Genomic DNA, 19,446 nt, shown 5'->3' with positions numbered 1-19,446 from the left:
GACGCGGCCGTGGACGCCGCGATCAGCCGCGCGGAATCGGCGCAGCGCACGCCGCGTACCGACGGGGTCTGACCTCCCGGCACGCGCACCACGCATACGAAGGGCGTACGGCTCCCAGGAGCCGTACGCCCTTTTGCTGTGTAAATAACCGCCCATTCCAGACATCTGGCACTAGGGTGACGCTGTGCCCCGCCAATTGGGAGAGCTGGAAGACGCCGTGATGACGCGGGTCTGGCAATGGAACCGACCGGTAACCGTACGGGAAGTCCTTGAAGACCTTCAGCAGGAGCGGTCCATCGCCTACACCACCGTCATGACGGTTATGGACAATCTCCATCAGAAGGGCTGGGTCCGCCGGGAAGTGGACGGCCGCGCATATCGATATACGGCGGTCTCCACGCGTGCCGCGTACTCGGCCGCACTGATGAACGAAGCCTGGTCGAAGAGCGACAACCCCGCCGCCGCACTGGTCGCGTTCTTCGGCATGATGTCGGCCGAGCAGCAGGAGGCCCTCCGGGACGCCATGCGGATCGTTCTGCCCACACTTCCCGGGGGTTCCGTTCCGGCGGCCGGCGAAGGTACCGGCGAAGGCGTCGGTGAAGGTCCCGGCGAAGGCACTGGTGAAGGCGCCGGTGAAGGCACCGGGGGTGGATCCGGTGAAGGTGCCGAAGCAGCCGATGACGCGGAGCCGGACGCCGGGCGATAGCGTCGGGGTATGTCCTCAGAGCTTCCGCATACCGATTTCCAGACCGCTCAGTCGGTTATAAACATGGCCATCACCGTCCGCCGTGCGAGGACGAGCGATGTGGCCTCGGTCAGGCGTCTCCTCGACGGCTACGTACGAGAAGGCATCCTGCTCGACAAAGCGACGGTCACGCTTTACGAGGACATCCAGGAGTTCTGGATCGCCGAACGCGACGAGGACGCCCGGGTCATCGGCTGCGGTGCACTGCATGTGATGTGGGAAGACCTGGCCGAAGTGCGTACTCTCGCCGTCGATCACAGCATCAAGGGCGCGGGAGTCGGGCATCAAGTACTGGACAAGTTGTTGCAGACCGCCCGTTGGCTGGGCGTGCGACGGGTTTTCTGCCTCACCTTCGAAGTCGACTTCTTCGCGAAGCACGGCTTCGTGGAGATCGGAGAGACGCCGGTCGACGGAGATGTCTACAGCGAGCTGCTGCGTTCCTATGACGAGGGAGTCGCGGAGTTCCTCGGTCTCGAACGAGTGAAGCCGAACACCTTGGGCAACAGCCGGATGCTTCTGCACCTGTGACCGTCGGAAGAAACCCGATCCCTATGTCCGAATCGCGCACGTTTCCCGTCCTCTTGTGCTCCTGAACCTCTCCCGGGGGTTTGTGTTTTCCGGTGAAAAGCGGTTTCCTTTCCGCGTACTCCATTTTCGATGAAAGGAAATCCCGGTGGCACAGAAGGTTCAGGTCCTTCTTGTTGACGACCTCGACGGTGGCGAGGCGGACGAGACCGTGACGTTCGCTCTCGATGGCAAGACGTACGAGATTGACCTCACCACGAGCAACGCGGACAAGCTCCGGTCCCTTCTGGAGCCGTACGCGAAGAGCGGCCGGCGCACCGGTGGCCGTGCGGCGTCCGGTCGCGGCAAGGGCCGTGCCGTTCCCGGCGGCAACAAGGACACCGCCGAGATCCGTAAGTGGGCCCGCGAGAACGGCCACAGCGTGAATGACCGCGGCCGTGTTCCCGCGGAGATCCGTGAGGCTTACGAGAAGGCCAACGGCTGAGCAGCCGATTTCCTGGGGGGCAACCCCGCCCGGGCGCGCGTCAGCCGTGCCCGGTGGCATTCCGTCGCCACGGCGTCCACGAGCCGGATGAGATCGGGAGCATCCCCACCCCTGCTCCCGAAGCCGGAGAGGGCCGGGAACCCCGGCTCCCCCTCCTGCTCGTGCGGTGGACAGGGGGGCCGCAGCCATACGGCGGCCCCCGGCGGACCCGGCCGGCCCGGCGGCGGCGGTGCGGTGATCCGCCCGCCCGCACCGAGAGCGGTCAGCTCCAGGGCGACCCCGCCCCACTCCAGCCAGTCGAGCAGCCCCGGCAGCTCGTCGGCGCTCCCCGGCGCCACCAGCAGACTCATCCGCCGGCCCGTCAGCGCCACAGGGCCGGTACGGCCCACCCGCTCGAGCGCGGCATGACCGGCGGCCGCCGGGACGACGAGCGCGTCGAACCGCAGCCCGGTCAGCAGCCTCACCGGCGCACTGCCGGCCGTCGCCCAGCCGAGCTCCTGCTCGTACCACTGGGCACACGTGCCCCGTGACGCACCGCCGGCACGACTGTTCCGCCCTGCGGGGTGCGCCGTGCGGGGAGGCGGGACGGTGGGGGTCATGACGGAAGAACTCCCGAGCCGCGCCAAGAGTTACGCAGAGTCCTTGATCGAACGCGTACTGTGTCCGGGTTGGGGGCGTACGGGCGCATTCGGGAGCACGAAGATGTTCGCCCGTAGCGGAGGGAACCCGCGTACGCCGCATGGACTGTCTGTAATTGCGGGTAAGACATCCCTAGTGGGGAGGGGCGACACGCAAGCCACGGACGTCTCACGTTCGCCATCGGCGTACAGGTGATAGGGGTATCTGCCTGGCCTGCGGGAACATCGTCTCGCACCATCGGGTTGGAGGAGTTGTCGGCGTTCGGGGCAGGAGATCCCCCCGGGAAGCAGGGCCGGGTGTCGGCAGTCGAAATGAGCGGTCCCCGCTTGCGGGACTAAGCTGCGGAAGGACAGGGAGGGGACCGACCCCTTACTGCCTGACCGCTCTGAGGAGCGATTAACGATGTTCGAGAGGTTCACCGACCGCGCGCGGCGGGTTGTCGTCCTGGCTCAGGAAGAAGCCCGGATGCTCAACCACAACTACATCGGCACCGAGCACATCCTCCTGGGCCTGATCCACGAGGGTGAGGGTGTCGCCGCTAAGGCCCTGGAGAGCCTCGGGATTTCGCTCGAGGCGGTCCGCCAGCAGGTGGAGGAGATCATCGGTCAGGGCCAGCAGGCCCCGTCCGGACACATTCCCTTCACGCCCCGAGCCAAGAAGGTTCTGGAGCTGTCGCTCCGCGAGGCCCTCCAGCTCGGCCACAACTACATCGGCACCGAGCACATCCTGCTCGGCCTGATCCGCGAGGGCGAGGGCGTCGCAGCCCAGGTCCTCGTGAAGCTGGGCGCCGACCTGAACCGGGTGCGCCAGCAGGTCATCCAGCTGCTGTCCGGCTACTCGGGCGGCAAGGAGGCGGCCACAGCGGGCGGCCCCGCGGAGGGCACGCCCTCCACGTCGCTGGTGCTCGACCAGTTCGGCCGGAACCTCACCCAGGCCGCTCGTGAATCCAAGCTCGACCCGGTCATCGGGCGCGAGAAGGAGATCGAGCGGGTCATGCAGGTGCTGTCCCGCCGTACGAAGAACAATCCGGTCCTCATCGGCGAGCCCGGCGTCGGCAAGACGGCGGTGGTCGAGGGCCTGGCGCAGGCCATCGTCAAGGGCGAGGTGCCCGAGACCCTCAAGGACAAGCACCTCTACACCCTCGACCTCGGTGCGCTGGTCGCCGGCTCCCGCTACCGCGGTGACTTCGAGGAGCGCCTGAAGAAGGTCCTCAAGGAGATCCGCACCCGCGGCGACATCATCCTGTTCATCGACGAGCTCCACACCCTCGTGGGTGCGGGCGCCGCCGAGGGCGCGATCGACGCGGCGAGCATCCTCAAGCCCATGCTGGCGCGAGGCGAGCTCCAGACCATCGGTGCCACCACGCTCGACGAGTACCGCAAGCACCTGGAGAAGGACGCCGCCCTCGAGCGACGCTTCCAGCCCATCCAGGTCGCGGAGCCGTCGCTGCCGCACACCATCGAGATCCTCAAGGGTCTGCGCGACCGCTACGAGGCCCACCACCGCGTGTCCATCACGGACGAGGCGCTGGTCCAGGCCGCGACGCTGGCCGACCGGTACATCTCGGACCGCTTCCTGCCGGACAAGGCGATCGACCTGATCGACGAGGCCGGTTCCCGGATGCGCATCCGCCGGATGACCGCGCCGCCGGACCTCCGCGAGTTCGACGAGAAGATCGCGGGCGTGCGTCGCGACAAGGAGTCGGCCATCGACTCCCAGGACTTCGAGAAGGCGGCGTCTCTCCGTGACAAGGAGAAGCAGCTGCTGGCGGCGAAGGCCAAGCGCGAGAAGGAGTGGAAGGCCGGCGACATGGACGTCGTGGCCGAGGTCGACGGCGAGCTCATCGCCGAGGTCCTCGCCACTGCCACCGGCATCCCGGTCTTCAAGCTGACGGAGGAGGAGTCCTCCCGTCTGCTGCGCATGGAGGACGAGCTCCACAAGCGCGTCATCGGCCAGAAGGACGCCATCAAGGCCCTCTCGCAGGCGATCCGCCGTACGCGAGCCGGTCTGAAGGACCCGAAGCGCCCCGGTGGCTCGTTCATCTTCGCCGGTCCGTCCGGTGTCGGTAAGACCGAGCTGTCCAAGACGCTCGCCGAGTTCCTCTTCGGTGACGAGGACGCGCTGATCGCCCTCGACATGTCGGAGTTCAGCGAGAAGCACACGGTCTCGCGGCTCTTCGGCTCTCCCCCCGGCTACGTCGGGTACGAGGAGGGCGGGCAGCTCACCGAGAAGGTGCGCCGCAAGCCGTTCTCCGTCGTCCTGTTCGACGAGGTCGAGAAGGCCCACCCCGACATCTTCAACTCCCTGCTCCAGATCCTGGAGGACGGTCGCCTGACCGACTCCCAGGGCCGGGTCGTGGACTTCAAGAACACGGTCATCATCATGACGACCAACCTCGGGACCCGGGACATCTCCAAGGGCTTCAACCTGGGCTTCGCCGCCCAGGGCGACGTCAAGACGAACTACGAGCGGATGAAGACGAAGGTCAACGAAGAGCTCAAGCAGCACTTCCGGCCCGAGTTCCTCAACCGTGTCGACGACACGGTCGTCTTCCACCAGCTCACCGAGGAAGACATCATCCAGATCGTCGACCTCATGCTCGCCAAGGTGGACGAGCGCCTGCGGGACCGCGACATGGGCATCGAGCTGAGCCCGGCCGCCAAGTCCCTGCTGGCGAAGAAGGGCTACGACCCCGTGATGGGCGCCCGGCCGCTGCGCCGGACGATCCAGCGCGAGATCGAGGACATCCTCTCCGAGAAGATCCTCTTCGGTGAGCTGCGCCCCGGTCACATCGTGGTCGTCGGCACCGAGGGCGAGGGTGACGAGCAGAAGTTCACCTTCCGCGGCGAGGAGAAGTCGGCTCTGCCCGACGTCCCCCCGATCGAGCAGGCGGCAGGCGGCGCCGGCCCGAACATGACGAAGGAAGCGTGAGCGGCGCCTAGCGCCCGCTGACGTACGAAGAGGCGGCCCCGACCCGGTTTCACACCGGATCGGGGCCGCCTCTTTGCTGTTGCGTACACAGTGACGGGCTTGTCACAGAGATGTCCCGGTCGGGTCCGTAACGCTCGGGGGCGGAAAATCGCTGGCTAGTCTGGCCCAGCTCCGGACGCGCCGTCCGGGCGCGGACGAAACAGCGAGGGGGACGGGGCGGATCATGCGCAGTAGCGATGTGTCACGCAGGCGGATGGTGAAGCTGGCGGGAGCCGGACTGGTGCTGCTGGGGGCCGGGGCGTCGGCCTGCGGGCCGGAGGACGAGTCGTCCGGCGGCGGACCGGACGTGCCCAGGGAGACGGCCGGCACCCCGGCGCCGGGTTCCAAGCCGCAGCCCGCCTGGCAGCACGCCACGACGTACGACGGACTGGCGTGGATCTCCGCGATCGCGGTCGTCGGCAACGTCGTGCTCGTCTCGGGTGATCCGCTGGTGGCCCGCGACATATCCACCGGCAAGGAGATCTGGTCCCGCGCCGAGGTCACCACCCCGGGCGCCAACATGCTCGTCGGCGACGGGACGCTCTACCTCCAGAGCGCCCGCTACGACGGGAACATCGTCGGCCTGGACCCCGCGACGGGCAAGGACACCTGGCGCAGCCGGATGGGGGACCAGTACTCCCAGCCCCGGCCCATCGCCGCGGACGCGAACCACGTCTACGTCGTCGCGGGAATCCTGGACAAGGAGTTCAGGACGCCGGAGAACGTGATCGCGGCGATCGACACCGCCTCGGGCAAGGTCGTCTGGCGGGAGAAGCGGGACAAGGGGACGGAGCAGAACGGCATCACCGCACGGGTGGCCGGCAACCGTCTCGTCTACACGGACTTCCGGGAGAACCTCACGGTGCGCGACACCGCGACCGGCCACCAGGTCTGGACGAAGAAGGTCGGCCGGTCCAACAACCGCGGTTTCGTGGTCCACGACGGCCTCGTCATCCTCGCCAACGGGGAACAGATGCGCGCCTACGACCTGGCCGACGGCAAGGAACGCTGGTCCTTCAGGACCGAGAGGTTCAGCCGCTTCAACGACCCGGCGGTCCTGGACGGCGTCCTCTACGTCTCCGACACCGCGCACGGCCTCTGGGCGGCCGACCCCGCGACCGGGAAGGCGCACTGGCACGACAAGGGGAGCCTGGACGTAGCCGCTCCCTGGCAGTTCGCGAAGGTGGGCGACGTCCTCTACGGGGCGACGGAGTTCGACAAGGACGGCGGCATCCACGCCTACGACCCCGGCAGCGGGAAGCTGCGCTGGACGTACAACGACGGCAGCGGCGACCTTCAGCGGTGGTACCTGGCGGCGGGCGGCAAGCAGCTCGTGGCCCTGCACGCGAAGAAGGTGACGGCGCTGCCCATCGGGTAGCGCCGTCGTACCCCGGGCCGAAGGTCCCGAAACGGACAGCCGTTGGTCCCACCGCCGGTGACAAGGCGCACAGCCCTTTCGGGGCCTACTAGGCACGTTAGGAGTAAACGCCCCGGTCGCGGGCGGGACCTTCGGCCCGGTGCGCGGTGGGGCCTTCGGGTGTTTGGGGTGAACTGCCCGGCCGGCGGCGCTGTGTCCGGTATGGACGGTTTGGAACTGGGGTTAAACCTGTCCCGACAAAGACTTTCGGCAGCGGTCGAGGGGTGCGGAGCGGGCCCCTCGGCGGTGAATTCCCGGGCCTCCGACTACGGCTTTTCTTCGTAGATGGGGGGTTTGAGTGCATCCGGGGGTGCGGGTTACCAAGGTATGGCCAGCCCGGCACGCCGCCGGGTCCAGTCATCCCGGAGGTTCTCTGCTTATGTCGAAGCGCGCTACGTTCCAGACCCGCCGCCCGTCCGCTTCCCGTGTCCGTGGCGCCGTGGTGGCAGCCGGCCTGGGGACGTCGATGGTTCTCGGCGCGGGCGCTGCGTTCGCGGCCGGCACGGCGGGCACCACCGGTACTGCGAGCCTGGCGAGCGCGACCACCGCCGAGTCGGTCGCCCAGCAGGCAGCCGCACAGGGCAAGGCGGCCGAGCACACCGCGGCGAAGAAGGCCGAGGCGTCCAAGAAGAAGGCCGCCGCGAAGAAGAAGGCGGCAGCGAAGAAGAAGGCCGCAGCCAAGAAGGCCGCGAAGCTCGCCTGGGAGACCCCGGTCCACCACTACAAGCTGAGCGCGACCTTCGGCAACGACGGAGCCCGCTGGGCGCACAAGCACTCCGGCCAGGACTTCGCCGTGCCGATCGGCACCAAGGTGGAGGCCGCGCACAACGGCACCATCGTGAAGGCCGGCCCGAACGGCGGCGGCGACGGTCCCGCGTACGGCAACGCCATCGTGATCAAGCACAGCAACGGCACGTACTCGCAGTACGCGCACCTCTCGAAGATCCAGGTGCACATCGGCGAGCACGTGAAGAAGGGCGAGAAGATCGCTCTCTCCGGCAACACCGGCAACTCCAGCGGTCCGCACCTGCACTTCGAGATCCGGACCACCGCGAACTACGGTTCGGCGGTCAACCCGGTCAACTACCTGCACAAGCACGGCATCTCGGTCTGATCCGACCGGGACACCACCCCGCTACCGGGCGGGACCCGGGTCATGGGCCCGGGTGACCAGTTCGACGGCGACTTCGAGGGCGGCCTTCCGCTTGTCCTCGGGGTCGCCGTCGACGTCTTTCAGTGCGAGCATGCCGGCGTGCAGGGTGAAGAGCGCGCTGAAGCACCGCACCTGGTCGGTGAGCGGCGCGTCGGGGTCCTTGATCAGGTCCACGAGCGCCAGGACCCGGTCCTTGATCGTCACGCCGATGCTCAGGTCGCGCACGGTCGCCTGGTTCTCCTGCATGAAACGGAAGAGCGGGGCGGCGTTCGCCAGGGCGTCGCTGTAGCGGCTGAGGATCTCCTTCTTCGTCTCCAGCGTGCGCGGCTGCGTCTTGCCCCAGGTGATCAGCTCCTCGACGGGCCGGTTGAGGTCCTCGAAGATGCTGACCAGGATGTCTTCCTTGGTCTTGAAGTGGTAGTACAGCGCGGCCTTGGTGACATCGAGGTGCTCGGCGATCTCGCGCAGTGAGGTCTTCTCGTAGCCCTGCTCGGCGAAGAGGTTCAGGGCGACGTCCTGGATGCGCTGTCGGGTGTTGCCCCGGCGCGGCTGCGGCGTGCTGCCCATGGTGCTCTCCCAAAAACTTACTTGACGCCCGGCTAGTTACGGGGCTACCTTCCCCGAGTGTAGTCAACTAGCCGGGCGGCAAGTAAGGGCCCGGTGTACAGGGGAACGGGGAGTTGGGGAACATGGCGGACCTGATGAAGGCGGCGGACGGAAAGGCGGAAGCACCGCCCGGACCGGCGGAGAAGCCCGCCCCGCGACAGCGCAGCGTGCGGGTGGTGGTGCTCGCCCTGATGATCGCCATGCTGCTGGCCATGCTCGACAACCTGATCGTCGGCACCGCGATGCCGACGATCGTGGGTGACCTCGGCGGTCTGGAGCACCTGTCCTGGGTCGTCACCGCCTACACCCTGGCCACCGCCGCCTCCACCCCCATCTGGGGCAAGCTCGGTGACATGTACGGGCGCAAGGGCATCTTCCTCACGTCCATCGTGATCTTCCTGATCGGCTCGGTCCTCAGCGGCATGTCCCAGGACATGGGTCAGCTGATCGGCTTCCGGGCGATCCAGGGTCTCGGCGCTGGCGGTCTGATGGTCGGCGTCATGGCGATCATCGGCGACCTCGTGCCGCCCCGCGAGCGCGGCAAGTACCAGGGCATGATGGCCGGCGTCATGGCGATCGCGATGATCGGCGGACCGCTGGTCGGCGGCACCATCACCGACCACCTCGGCTGGCGCTGGAGCTTCTACATCAACCTGCCGCTGGGTGCCGTAGCCCTGGCCATGATCGTCACCGTGCTGCACCTGCCCAAGCGGGAACGGACCGAGGCGAAGGTCGACTACCTCGGCGCCGGACTGCTGACCGTCGGCATCACCGCGATCGTCCTGGTGACCACCTGGGGCGGTTCGGAGTACGACTGGAACTCCGCCGTCATCATGGAGCTCATCGCGATCGGCGTCGCCGCGCTCGCCGGCTTCCTTTTCGTCGAGACCAAGGCCGCGGAACCGATCATCCCGCTGCACATCTTCCGCAACGCCAACTTCACGCTGATGTCCGTGGTCGGCTTCATGGCGGGCTTCGTGATGTTCGGCGCGGTGCTCTACCTGCCGCTGTTCCAGCAGTCCGTCCAGGGCGCGTCCGCGACCAACTCCGGGCTGCTGCTCCTGCCGATGCTCCTGGCGATGATGATCGTCTCGCTGGTCGCCGGGCGGATCACCACCAGCAGCGGCCGGTACAAGATCTTCCCGATCGTGGGATCGATCCTGATGGTCTCCGGACTCTTCCTGCTCTCGACGATGGACACGGACACCACCCGGTTCACCTCTGGCATCTACATGGCGGTGCTCGGCGCGGGCATGGGCTTCCTGATGCAGATCACCATGCTCGTCGCGCAGAACAGCGTGGAGATGAAGGACATGGGTGTCGCCTCGTCCTCCACCACCCTGTTCCGTACGCTCGGCAGCTCCTTCGGCGTCGCCATCATGGGCGCGCTCTTCACCGGACGGGTGAGCGACGAGATGTCCGCCCGCGGCGGTGCGGGCGCGACCATGCACGGCGCCCAGCTGGACGCGGCGAGCCTGGCGAAGCTGCCGGTACCGGTGCGTGAGGCGTACGAGTACGCGGTGGCGTCCGGCACTCACATCGCCTTCCTGGTCGGTGCCTCGGTCGGACTGGTCGCCCTGGTGGCGGCGCTGTTCGTCAAGGAGGTCCCGCTGCGGGGCGCCGGACCGGAGAAGGCCGCCCCGGTGGTCGACGCGGTGTAGGGGTCCTCATACGGGAAGGGCCGCGGGGTACGTACCCCGCGGCCCTTCCCGTATCTCCGCGCGCAACGGCCGCTCAGCGGTCGGGGTGCGCGCCGCGGCCGGCGGACTTCCGGCTTCTCGGCTCCGGACCGCGCTGCTCGCCCAGCTGGAGCATGGGGAAGCTGCCGGTGTCGGTGGGCGCGTGCTCGGGCAGCCACAGGACGGCGATCGCCCCGCCGGCGCCCTCGGCCGCGCCATCGGGGGCCGCGTTGCGGAAGGTCAGCCGGGCACCGAGCACCCGGGCCTGACCGGCCGCGATCGTCAGCCCCAGCCCGTGCCCGTGCCCGGCCCGGTCGGTGGATCCGGTACGGAACCGGCTCGGCCCCTCCCGCAGCAGCGCGGCCGGGAACCCGGGACCGTGGTCGCGGACACGTACCACCCGGCCCTCGACCGTGACCTCCACCGGGGTGGAGCCGTGCTTGGCGGCATTGCCCAGCAGATTGAACAGGATGCGCTCCAGCCGGCGCGGATCGGTGCTGACCCACGACTCGTGGACCACCTGGACCCGCACCTCAGGGTTCAGCAGCGCCACCCGGCGGCTGACGAACTCGCCCAGCGCGACCTGCTGCAGCTCGGCCCGCTCGGACGCGCTGTCCAGCCGGGCCACCTCCAGCACGTCCTCGACCAGCGTGCGCATCGCCTGCGCCCGGTCCCGTACGAGCTCCGTGGGGCGGCCGGGCGGCAGCAGCTCGGCGGCCGTCAGCAGACCCGTCACGGGAGTACGCAGTTCGTGCGCGATGTCCGCCGTGACCCGGCGCTCCGCCTCGATCCGTTCGTTGAGCGCGTCCGTCAGGGCGTCCACCGCACCGGCCAGCTCATCGGTCTCGTCCCGCACGACCCCGCCGACGGCGTCCCCGACCCGTACGTCGGTATGGCCCTGAGCGACCCTTCCGGCGGCGGCCGCCGCCTTGCGCAGCCGGCGCGAGAGCTGGCCGCCGATCAGCACGCCCAGCGCGGAGCCGCCGAAGACCACCGAGACCGACCCGATGATCAGGGCCCGGTCGAGATCGCCCAGGATCGTGGTGGAGCGGTCGGCGAAACGGGTGTGCAGCGAGAGCACGTCGCCGCCGGGCAGCGGTACGGCCGCCCAGACGTCGGGTACTCCACCGCCGTCCTCGACGTGCGTCGCGCGCCGGTTGCGCCGGGTCTCCTGGCGCAGGCTCTGCGGCATCGTCGGATCGTTGAGCTTCGCCCCGAAGCGGGGATCGGCCTTCTTCGTCTTCGTCGCCTCGTAGAGCAGCTGGGCGTAGTTCAGCCGCTCCAGCTGGACCTCGCGCGCGTTCTCCAGCATGGAGACCCTGGCGGCGTTGTGGACGACCAGGCTCAGTGCGACGGCGATCAGGGCGCCGACCGCCGCGATCGCGATGCTGATCTTCCAGCGGACGCCCGTCCGCAGGGCCGGGCGCCTCATGCCCTGAGCTTGTAGCCGAAGCCGCGGACCGTTTCGATCCGGTCCTGGCCGACCTTCGTACGCAGTCGCTGGACATGGACGTCCACGACCCGGGTGTCGCCGCCCCAGCCGTAGTCCCAGACCCGTTCCAGCAGCTTGTCGCGGGAGAGGACCGTGCCGGGCGCGGACGAGAACTCCAGCAGCAGCCGCATCTCGGTGGGGGTCAGACCCACCTGCTCGCCGCCCTTGCGCACCTCCATGCCCTCCGTGTCGACCTCCAGGTCACCGAAGACGAGCACGCCGCCCTCGGACCCCTCGGCCCGCTCGCCGCCGCCCGCCCCGCTCCCCGCGGCATGGCCGAAGCGGCGGAGCACTGCCCGGATCCTGGCGACCAGGACGGCTCCGTCGAACGGCTTCGTGACGTAGTCGTCGGCGCCCGCCTCCAGGCCGAGCACCACGTCGATCGAGTCGGCCCGCGCCGACAGCATGATCACCGGAACCGTCGACTCGTCCCGGATGCGCCGGCAGAGGCTGACCCCGTCCAGGCCGGGGACCATCACATCGAGCAGCGCGATGTCGGGCCGGTCCCTGCGGAACGCTTCGAGGCCGAGGAGGCCGTCGGGCATCGCGGTGACCACGAAGCCGTCCCGCTCCAGCGCCAGCTGGGTGGCCTCGCGGATGACGTCGTCGTCCTCGACGAACAGGACATGGGTCTCGGCCATCGGACTGCTCTCAGTTCCTCGTCGGTTCGGCCGGCTCGGGGAAGTCCCCGTCCCCGGCACCGACGGCTCTGTTGAAGTCGTTGTGCACCCGGTCCTGCTCGCTGAACCGGGTGTTCGCCCAGTGGTACGTGATCACTTCCTCGCCCGAGGGGTAGGCGACCGCGTCCTTCTTCCCGTACACCTGCGTCGTCACCACCAGATCACCGCGGTCGATGGTCCCGTAGACCGCCGGCTGCTCGATGGTGAACACGTTCTCGTACGTACCGTCGGGCCGCGGCCGGTACACATAGGTGCCCACGCCGACCGAGTCGCCGCAGGTCATCACGTTCACCACCACGTCGGCGGACGGGCCGCCGGTCAGGGTTCCGTACGAGGTGTCCACCGGGTACTCGTCACCGGTGCAGGGCCTCAGATCGGTCCTGACCCGCTCGCTCACCGCGGAGTCCGCCTTGAGCAGACCCACCGCGTCGATCCGGGGCGTCGGCCTCGCCGCGGACGGGGCCGTGGGACTGGGCGTGACCTGGGCGACCGGCTGGGTGCCCGCCGGGCCCTCGTCCCGGGTGCCGGTGCCTCCGGTGGAGCAGCTGACGGCGAACAGCCCGAAGGCGGCGAGCCCGGCCAGAGCCGTGCTGCTCGCCGCCCAGCCGGTCAGCCCTGCTCTCCGCCCGCCGCCGGTCTTGTCCCCGGTGGGTACTTTGGTGAAGCCGGTTCCGTCCCCGGTGGGTCCTTCGGTGGTTCCGTCCCCGGTGGGTCCTTTGGTGAAGCCGGTTCCGTCCCCGGTGGGTCCTTCGGTGGTTCCGTCCCCGGTGGGTCCTTTGGTGAACGGGCCGCCGCTCCCGCCGCCGCCCTCACCGCTGCCTGTCAGGCCGCGCACCGCTCCCGCCCCCGCTCGTCGTGACGCCCCTCCCGGGGCGCCCCTGCCTGTGCCCGCGACCCGACCGGGGTCCGGGGCGCCACGACGCGGACATCCGCCACGCGCTCCCCGTCCTCACGGATCCGCTCCGCACGGCTTGCCGCTTCCCTGCTCTCCAGCTCCTGGCGCAGTCGTGCCAGGGCCCGGTGCAGGGTGCTCTTCACCGTACCGGCCGACATGCCGAGCGCAGCGGCCGTCTCCTCCGTGCTCATCTGTTCCCAGTGTCGCAGCACGACCACGCTGCGCTGCTTCGGAGCGAGCACGCCCAGGACGTCCATCAGCAGGGCGCGGTCGGCGCGCTGCTCGGTGCCGTCCTCGACGCTGGCGTCGGGGAGCTGCTCGGTGGGGACCTCGTCCAGTTTGCGCGCTCGCCACCACTCGGTGCGGGTGTTGATCATGACGCGGCGCAGATAGGCGTCGGCCAGGGACTTGTCGGCGATGCCGTCCCATCGGCCGTAGGTGCGGGCGAGCGCGGTCTGCAGCAGGTCCTGCGCGTCCACGGGATCGGGGACCAGCCGGCGCGCGCTGCGCAGCAACGCGTCCTGCCGGGTACGTACGTACTCCTCGAAACCGAGCACCTCACCCTGCGCCATGACAACCGCCTCCGTCCCCGTGAAACCCCGTAGACCACCGCCAGCCGCCTGGTCGTCGGGCTGACTTCGGTGACGCTACGGAGCTGTTGTCACGAGGCTGTGCGGAGCAGCCGTACGCGGACGCACGGCTGTCCATCGGTTGTGTAACAGCGCAGGAGGAGAGGGACAAAGGGGCCGGTGAAGCGGAACGGCTCCGCCCGGTTCGTCAGGTCAGCGGCAGCCGGTACTGGCCGCCCGCCAGCGGTTCGACCAGGCCGTCGGCGACCAGGCCGTCCAGCGCACGGGCCCGCTGCACCGGCTCCTCCCACACCGCGTCGAGCGCGGACTGCGGCACCGGGTTCACCGACTCGCGCAGTACGGCGAGGAGCCTGCCGCGTACCTGCCGGTCCGTACCGGCGTAGGTCTGGCCGCGGCGCGGGGGCCCCTGGTGCGGGGGCTTCCCGGCCAGCCGCCAGGCGCACTGTTCCGAGATCGGGCAGCGCGTGCAGTCCTCGCTCTTCGCGGTGCAGACGAGGGCGCCGAGCTCCATCGTCGCGGCGGCCCACCGGGCCGCCTGCTCGTCCTCGTCCGGCAGCAGGGCGCGGGCGAGCTTGCGTTCGGCGGCGGTGGTCGCGTTCGGCGGGTACTGGATGCCGGTCGCGGCCCGGGCGAACACCCGGCGGACGTTCGTGTCGAGGACGGCGTGCCGCTGCCGGTAGGCGAACGAGGCCACGGCGGCCGCCGTGTACTCGCCGATCCCGGGCAGGGCGAGCAGCTGGGCGTGCTCGCTCGGCACGTCGCCGCCGTGCCGTTCCGTTATGGCCTGGGCGGCGCCGTGCAGGCGCAGGGCCCGCCGCGGATAGCCGAGCCGGCCCCAGGCGCGGACCGCCTCGCCGGGCGGTTGTGCTGCGAGTCGGCGGGCCGCGGCCAGCGGGCCAGCCACTGCTCGTACACCGGGAGGACCCGGTTGACGGGGGTCTGCTGCAGCATGAACTCGCTCACCATCACACCCCAGGCCCCCGCTTCGGGGCGGCGCCAGGGCAGATCGCGGGCGTGCTGGTCGAACCACCCGATGACGGGAGTGTGGAGGGAGGCGGGGGGCGTCTGTGTCGCAGTCGTTGCAGTCATCGCACCCTCGATCCTGGCACGGAAGTGTGGAGAGAGGTCGGGGGCACGGGGGTGTCGCCCCTCATGACAGCCCTTGGAGTGATAGTGACCCCCTTCTTTCCGTGCCCCGCCGTACCCGCGTTCCGGCAAGTGGCCGCACGTCCCGCGAGCCGTTGCGGCAACTGGCCCATGGCCCCCGCGCGAGGGTCACTCAATGCGTCTGCGTGATCACGTGAGGTGTCCGGATCCCGTGGGTGGAGGGGGAACGGGCCGCCCCAGGATGATGATCCGCAAAACTTGGACGCCTGTAGCGGCGGGTGGGGCGGGAGTTGGTGCCGTTCTCTCGTACAGTTTGCGCCGTGGGATCTCTGCGTAATCCGATCGGGCCGCTTCCCTCCACCATCTACTGGCGACGGAGGGCGGTAGCGGCGACGCTGATTGCGCTGCTCGCGTTGCTGGTCGTATGGGCCGTCACCAACGGTGGCGGCAAGGGGAATCACGACGACTCGCGGCCCCCCGGCTCCGGTCCCGTGAACTCGATCACCCCCGGACCCTCCGGTTCGGGCCCGGCGATCAGTGAACAGCCGGGCGGACGCGACGAGTCGGGCGACACGGGCGGCTCCGGCGGAACCGGTGACGGAACGGGCGACAGCGGCAACGGCGCGGACACGGAAGCCGGTTCCGGTACGGGCGGTGGCTCCGGCGGCGCGACCGCGGGTCAGCAGCTCCCGCCCGGCTCCTCGCTCCCCGACTGCTCGCCCGCCGCGCTGCGGCTGACGCTGAAGACGGAACTCCGCTACGGACCCGGGCAGAAGCCGAAGTTCCGGCTGATCGCCACGAACACCTCGTCCACCGCGTGCAAGGCCGATTTCGGCCCGAAGTCCGCGGTTCTCACCGTCACGGAAGCCGGCGGCGAGGACGAGGAGGTGTGGTCCTCCAAGGACTGCCCGCGCGACGCGGCCGCCGTGCTGCTGAAGGTGCCGGCCGGTGCGACCGTCGAGCACGCCGTGGAGTGGGACCGCGCGAAGAGCGCCCCGAAGTGCGCGACGCCGCCTGCGGGGGCCGTGGGCGCCGGTACGTACCTGGTCGAGGCGAAGGCCCCGGGCGAGCCCGTGCAGCGCGCCTCGTTCGTCCTCGCGAAGGACTGACGACGGCGAAAGGCTGACGACGGCGAGAGGCGGTCGACGGCTGACGGCGGCGAGGGGCAGTCGGCGGCTGACGGCGGCGAACAGCTGACGTCAGCGAGGGACGGACCGCGGAGGAGCGGCCGGGAGCGGCCGAGCGGCGAGTGCGCCCGAGCGGCGAGTGCGCCCGAGCGGCGGCGAGTGCGGCCGAGCGGTGAGTGCGCCCGGCAGGGGTGTGCCGCCCCGGCTACACGTACCGCTCGAGGATCGACGACTCGGCCAGTCGCGACAGGCCCTCGCGCACGCTGCGTGCCCGCGCCTCGCCGACGCCGTCGACCGTCTGGAGGTCGTCGACGCTCGCGGCGAGCAGCTTCTGCAGGCCGCCGAAGTGCTCCACCAGCCGGTCGATGATCGCGCCGGGCAGTCGCGGTACCTTCGCCAGCAGCCGGAAGCCGCGCGGCGACACTGCCGAGTCGAGCGTCTCGGGGGAGCCGCTGTAGCCCAGCGCCCTTGCCACGACCGGGAGTTCCAGCAGCTCGGTGTGGGACAGCGCGTCCAGCTCGGTGAGCGCCTCCGCCACCGTGCGTGAACGCTTCGCGGTCGGCTCCGGCACGTAGTCGCGCACGACCAGCTCGCGCTCCGGCTCCACGCCCGCGATCAACTCGTCGAGCTGGAGCGAGAGGAGCCGGCCGTCGGTCCCGAGCTCCACCACGTACTCGGCGATCTCGGTCGCGATCCGGCGGACCATCTCCAGACGCTGGGCGACGGCCGTCACGTCCCGGACCGTCACCAGGTCCTCGATCTCCAGGGCAGAGAGCGTGCCCGCGACCTCGTCGAGCCGGAGCTTGTACCGCTCCAGCGTGGCGAGCGCCTGGTTGGCGCGGGAGAGGATCGCGGCGGACTCCTCCAGGACCCGGCGCTCGCCGTCCACGTACAGCGCGATGAGGTGCATCGACTGCGAGACCGAGACGACCGGGAAGTTGCACTGCTTGGAGACCCGGTCCGCCGTGCGGTGCCGGGTGCCCGTCTCCTCGGTGGGGATCGAGGCGTCCGGGACCAGCTGGACGCCGGCCCGCAGGATCTTGGTCATGTCCTTGTCGAGGATCAGTGCCCCGTCGAGCTTGGCGAGCTCGCGCAGCCGGGTCGCGGTGAACTCCACGTCCAGCACGAAGCCGCCGGTGCACATCGACTCGACGGTCCTGTCCATGCCGAGCACGATCAGCCCGCCGGTGTTGCCACGGAGGATGCGCTCCAGGCCGTCCCGCAGGGCCATTCCGGGCGCGACGGCGGTCAACGAGGCGCGCATCAGCGCCTCGTTACCGGTGCCTTGGCCGGACTTTCCGGGCGATGCTGCCCGGTCGCTGGCTGCCACTGCACTCCTCCGGTCACAGGTTCGCGGTGCCCTCGGGGCCTCTCGTTCGGATCGATCCCGATCCAGATGAAAGACCCTATGTCCCTCATACCGTTCGTACGGACGGGCGAGACCAGGGCAAAGTCTACCGGCGTACGCCGTCCTCCTGTGGGGCCTGTGCGCGAGAGCGGCGCGGGAGCACCCTGAGCGCATCGCCCATGTTGGCCACTTCTGTGACCTTCATACCGGCCGGGACCTTCCCCGGATCGGTCGGGACCAGGGCGTGCGTGAAGCCCAGACGGTACGCCTCGGCCAGTCTGCGCTGGACCCCGGTGACCCGCCTGACCTCGCCCGCGAGGCCCACCTCGCCGATCGCCACCAGGTTCTTGGGCAGGGGTGTGTCGCTGGCCGCGCTGGCCAGGGCGAGCGCGATCGCGAGGTCCGCGGCCGGTTCGGAGAGCTTCACGCCGCCGACCGTGGCGCTGTAGATGTCCCGTTTGCCCAGCGAGCTGATCCGGCCGCGCTGCTCCAGGACGGCCAGCATCATCGAGACCCGGGACGTCTCGAGCCCCGAAGTGGTGCGCCGGGGCGAAGGGATCTGGGAGTCGACGGTGAGGGCCTGCACCTCGGCGACCAGCGGACGCTTGCCCTCCAGGGTGACGGTCAGGCAGGTGCCGGGCACGGGCTCGTCGCGGCGGGTGAGGAAGAGGCCGGAGGGGTCGGCGAGGCCGGTGATGCCCTCGTCGTGGAGCTCGAAGCAGCCGACCTCGTCGGTCGCCCCGTAACGGTTCTTGACGCCGCGCACGAGCCGGAGCCTGGCATGCCGGTCGCCCTCGAACGACAGCACCACGTCGACCAGGTGCTCCAGCAGCCGGGGCCCGGCGATCGCGCCGTCCTTGGTGACGTGGCCGACCAGCAGGGTCGACATGCCGCGCTCCTTGGAGGCCCGGATCAGCGCCCCGGCCACCTCGCGGACCTGCGCCATCCCGCCGGGCGCGCCCTCGATCTCGGGGGAGGCGACGGTCTGCACGGAGTCCAGGACGAGCAGGGACGGTTTGACCGCGTCCAGATGACCGAGGACCGCTGACAGATCCGTCTCGGCGGCCAGGTACAGATGGTCGTTGATCGCCCCGATCCGGTCGGCACGCATCCTGACCTGGCTGGCGGACTCCTCCGCCGTGACGTACAAAGTGCGGTGCTCGTCGCTCGCGGCCTTGGCCGCCACGTCCAGCAGCAGCGTCGACTTCCCCACGCCCGGCTCGCCCGCGAGCAGCACGACTGCACCGGGCACCAGACCGCCGCCCAGCACACGGTCCAGCTCACCCACGCCCGTCGAGCGGGCGGTGGCCTGGCGGCTGTCCACCTGGCCGATGGGGAGCGCGGCGGTGGAGACGCGGCCGGCCGCCGTGGTGCGCACCGCGGGGGCGCCGCCGAACTCCTCGACCGTCCCCCACGCCTGGCACTCGGGGCAGCGGCCGAGCCACTTGGCGGTCGTCCAGCCGCATTCGGTGCAGCGGTAGGACGGCCGGTCCTTCGCGGATTTCGTACGGGCAGCCATGGCGCCACCGTATAGGTGGGGTCGGACAGTGCGGCCCGCCGCGGTGCGGGCGCGGGCGGCGGGGCCGGGTGTGGGGGGCGGAATCATGGATTCCTGTCCCTTATTGAGCGATACGTTCACCCGTAAGGGTTAAATGTGCTCAAGGGGTGCCAGGGCCCCGCCCCGCGCTGCCTACGGTCGCAAGGTGACGAGCAGCAGGCTGGAGACCCCCACGAGCACCCCCGGCGCACACCGGGCGCAGCACCGCGCGCCCCACTCCTCGCCGAAGCAGCCGCCCGCCCGTTACGAGCCGCATCTCGACGGCCTGTTCACGTACTGCCTCTCCGTGCTCTGCGACCACGACGCCGCCACCGAGGCGCTCGGCGGCGTACTGGCGCTGGCCGAGCGGCAGAACGGCCGGTGTCCCACCGGCGAGGACGAGCGCAGAACCTGGCTGTACGCCCTGGCCAGATGGATGTGCCTGCGCAGGC

The 19,446-nt window shown here is 69.8% G+C and carries 16 protein-coding genes and 2 pseudogenes; 9 read left to right on the top strand and 9 right to left on the bottom strand.

The window, feature by feature from the left end; all coding sequences use genetic code 11:
* The first annotated feature begins 184 nt into the window (after positions 1 to 184).
* From JGS39_RS26195 to JGS39_RS26185, 3 genes are all read left to right on the top strand, one after another.
* A complete protein-coding gene (locus JGS39_RS26195; protein ID WP_219572044.1) occupies positions 185 to 706 on the top strand; it encodes a BlaI/MecI/CopY family transcriptional regulator in 522 nt (173 codons plus the stop codon).
* Positions 707 to 805: 99 nt separating this feature from the next.
* A complete protein-coding gene (locus JGS39_RS26190; RefSeq protein ID WP_371604830.1) occupies positions 806 to 1,273 on the top strand; it encodes an amino-acid N-acetyltransferase in 468 nt (155 codons plus the stop codon).
* Positions 1,274 to 1,418: 145 nt separating this feature from the next.
* Positions 1,419 to 1,754, top strand: coding sequence for a histone-like nucleoid-structuring protein Lsr2 (locus JGS39_RS26185; protein ID WP_148020023.1), 336 nt, complete (start codon positions 1,419 to 1,421; stop codon positions 1,752 to 1,754).
* Here the strand turns inward: JGS39_RS26185 and JGS39_RS26180 are convergent.
* On the bottom strand, positions 1,733 to 2,353 hold the full coding sequence (locus JGS39_RS26180; protein ID WP_219572042.1) for an SCO3374 family protein: 621 nt from the start codon (positions 2,351 to 2,353) through the stop codon (positions 1,733 to 1,735). The genes JGS39_RS26185 and JGS39_RS26180 overlap by 22 nt on opposite strands.
* Positions 2,354 to 2,795: 442 nt before the next feature.
* On the opposite strand from JGS39_RS26180, the gene JGS39_RS26175 reads away from it, so the two are divergent.
* The 3 genes from JGS39_RS26175 to JGS39_RS26165 all read left to right on the top strand — a co-directional run bounded on the left by JGS39_RS26175 (position 2,796) and on the right by JGS39_RS26165 (position 7,894).
* Entirely contained in the window at positions 2,796 to 5,324 is a 2,529-nt protein-coding gene (locus JGS39_RS26175; protein ID WP_148020025.1) for an ATP-dependent Clp protease ATP-binding subunit, read from the top strand.
* Between the two features lie 223 nt (positions 5,325 to 5,547).
* Complete coding sequence (locus JGS39_RS26170) at positions 5,548 to 6,741, top strand: PQQ-binding-like beta-propeller repeat protein (protein WP_236063280.1); 1,194 nt, start codon at positions 5,548 to 5,550, stop codon at positions 6,739 to 6,741.
* A gap of 418 nt (positions 6,742 to 7,159) precedes the next feature.
* Complete coding sequence (locus JGS39_RS26165) at positions 7,160 to 7,894, top strand: M23 family metallopeptidase (RefSeq protein ID WP_219572041.1); 735 nt, start codon at positions 7,160 to 7,162, stop codon at positions 7,892 to 7,894.
* A gap of 21 nt (positions 7,895 to 7,915) precedes the next feature.
* Here JGS39_RS26165 and JGS39_RS26160 read toward each other — a convergent pair whose 3' ends face one another.
* A complete protein-coding gene (locus tag JGS39_RS26160; RefSeq protein ID WP_219572040.1) occupies positions 7,916 to 8,500 on the bottom strand; it encodes a TetR/AcrR family transcriptional regulator in 585 nt (194 codons plus the stop codon).
* 122 nt (positions 8,501 to 8,622) lie between these two features.
* Between JGS39_RS26160 and JGS39_RS26155 the strand changes: the two genes are divergently transcribed.
* Positions 8,623 to 10,200, top strand: coding sequence for an MDR family MFS transporter (locus tag JGS39_RS26155; protein WP_219572039.1), 1,578 nt, complete (start codon positions 8,623 to 8,625; stop codon positions 10,198 to 10,200).
* A 73-nt stretch (positions 10,201 to 10,273) separates the two neighbouring features.
* Here JGS39_RS26155 and cseC read toward each other — a convergent pair whose 3' ends face one another.
* The 5 genes and pseudogenes from cseC to JGS39_RS26130 all read right to left on the bottom strand — a co-directional run bounded on the left by cseC (position 10,274) and on the right by JGS39_RS26130 (position 14,964).
* The gene (gene cseC, locus JGS39_RS26150) at positions 10,274 to 11,650 is read right to left on the bottom strand and encodes a two-component system sensor histidine kinase CseC (RefSeq protein ID WP_219572038.1); all 1,377 of its coding nucleotides are present in this window, start codon (positions 11,648 to 11,650) and stop codon (positions 10,274 to 10,276) included.
* Positions 11,647 to 12,351: a two-component system response regulator CseB gene (cseB, locus tag JGS39_RS26145; RefSeq protein WP_219572037.1), complete on the bottom strand. Its 705-nt coding sequence runs from the start codon at positions 12,349 to 12,351 to the stop codon at positions 11,647 to 11,649. Before cseB ends, cseC begins: the two co-directional genes overlap by 4 nt.
* Positions 12,352 to 12,361: 10 nt before the next feature.
* Positions 12,362 to 12,973: a hypothetical protein gene (locus JGS39_RS26140; protein ID WP_219572046.1), complete on the bottom strand. Its 612-nt coding sequence runs from the start codon at positions 12,971 to 12,973 to the stop codon at positions 12,362 to 12,364.
* A 239-nt stretch (positions 12,974 to 13,212) separates the two neighbouring features.
* On the bottom strand, positions 13,213 to 13,857 hold the full coding sequence (locus tag JGS39_RS26135; protein WP_219572036.1) for a SigE family RNA polymerase sigma factor: 645 nt from the start codon (positions 13,855 to 13,857) through the stop codon (positions 13,213 to 13,215).
* 205 nt (positions 13,858 to 14,062) lie between these two features.
* A pseudogene (locus JGS39_RS26130) lies at positions 14,063 to 14,964 on the bottom strand (HhH-GPD family protein).
* 338 nt (positions 14,965 to 15,302) lie between these two features.
* Between JGS39_RS26130 and JGS39_RS26125 the strand changes: the two are divergent.
* On the top strand, positions 15,303 to 16,091 hold the full coding sequence (locus JGS39_RS26125; protein WP_308120723.1) for a hypothetical protein: 789 nt from the start codon (positions 15,303 to 15,305) through the stop codon (positions 16,089 to 16,091).
* Between the two features lie 223 nt (positions 16,092 to 16,314).
* Here JGS39_RS26125 and disA read toward each other — a convergent pair whose 3' ends face one another.
* Together disA and radA are read right to left on the bottom strand one after the other, a co-directional pair.
* Entirely contained in the window at positions 16,315 to 17,439 is a 1,125-nt protein-coding gene (disA, locus tag JGS39_RS26120; RefSeq protein WP_114245192.1) for a DNA integrity scanning diadenylate cyclase DisA, read from the bottom strand.
* 124 nt (positions 17,440 to 17,563) lie between these two features.
* Positions 17,564 to 18,976: a DNA repair protein RadA gene (gene radA, locus JGS39_RS26115; RefSeq protein ID WP_219572035.1), complete on the bottom strand. Its 1,413-nt coding sequence runs from the start codon at positions 18,974 to 18,976 to the stop codon at positions 17,564 to 17,566.
* Positions 18,977 to 19,160: 184 nt separating this feature from the next.
* Between radA and JGS39_RS26110 the strand changes: the two are divergent.
* Positions 19,161 to 19,446 (top strand): annotated as a pseudogene (locus JGS39_RS26110) (hypothetical protein); the annotation flags it as partial.

The sequence above is a fragment of the Streptomyces poriferorum genome (assembly GCF_019399235.1).
Lineage (GTDB): Bacteria > Actinomycetota > Actinomycetes > Streptomycetales > Streptomycetaceae > Streptomyces > Streptomyces poriferorum.
The sequence above is the reverse complement of the archived record's forward strand: the minus strand, read 5'-3'. Positions and strand labels throughout refer to the sequence as shown.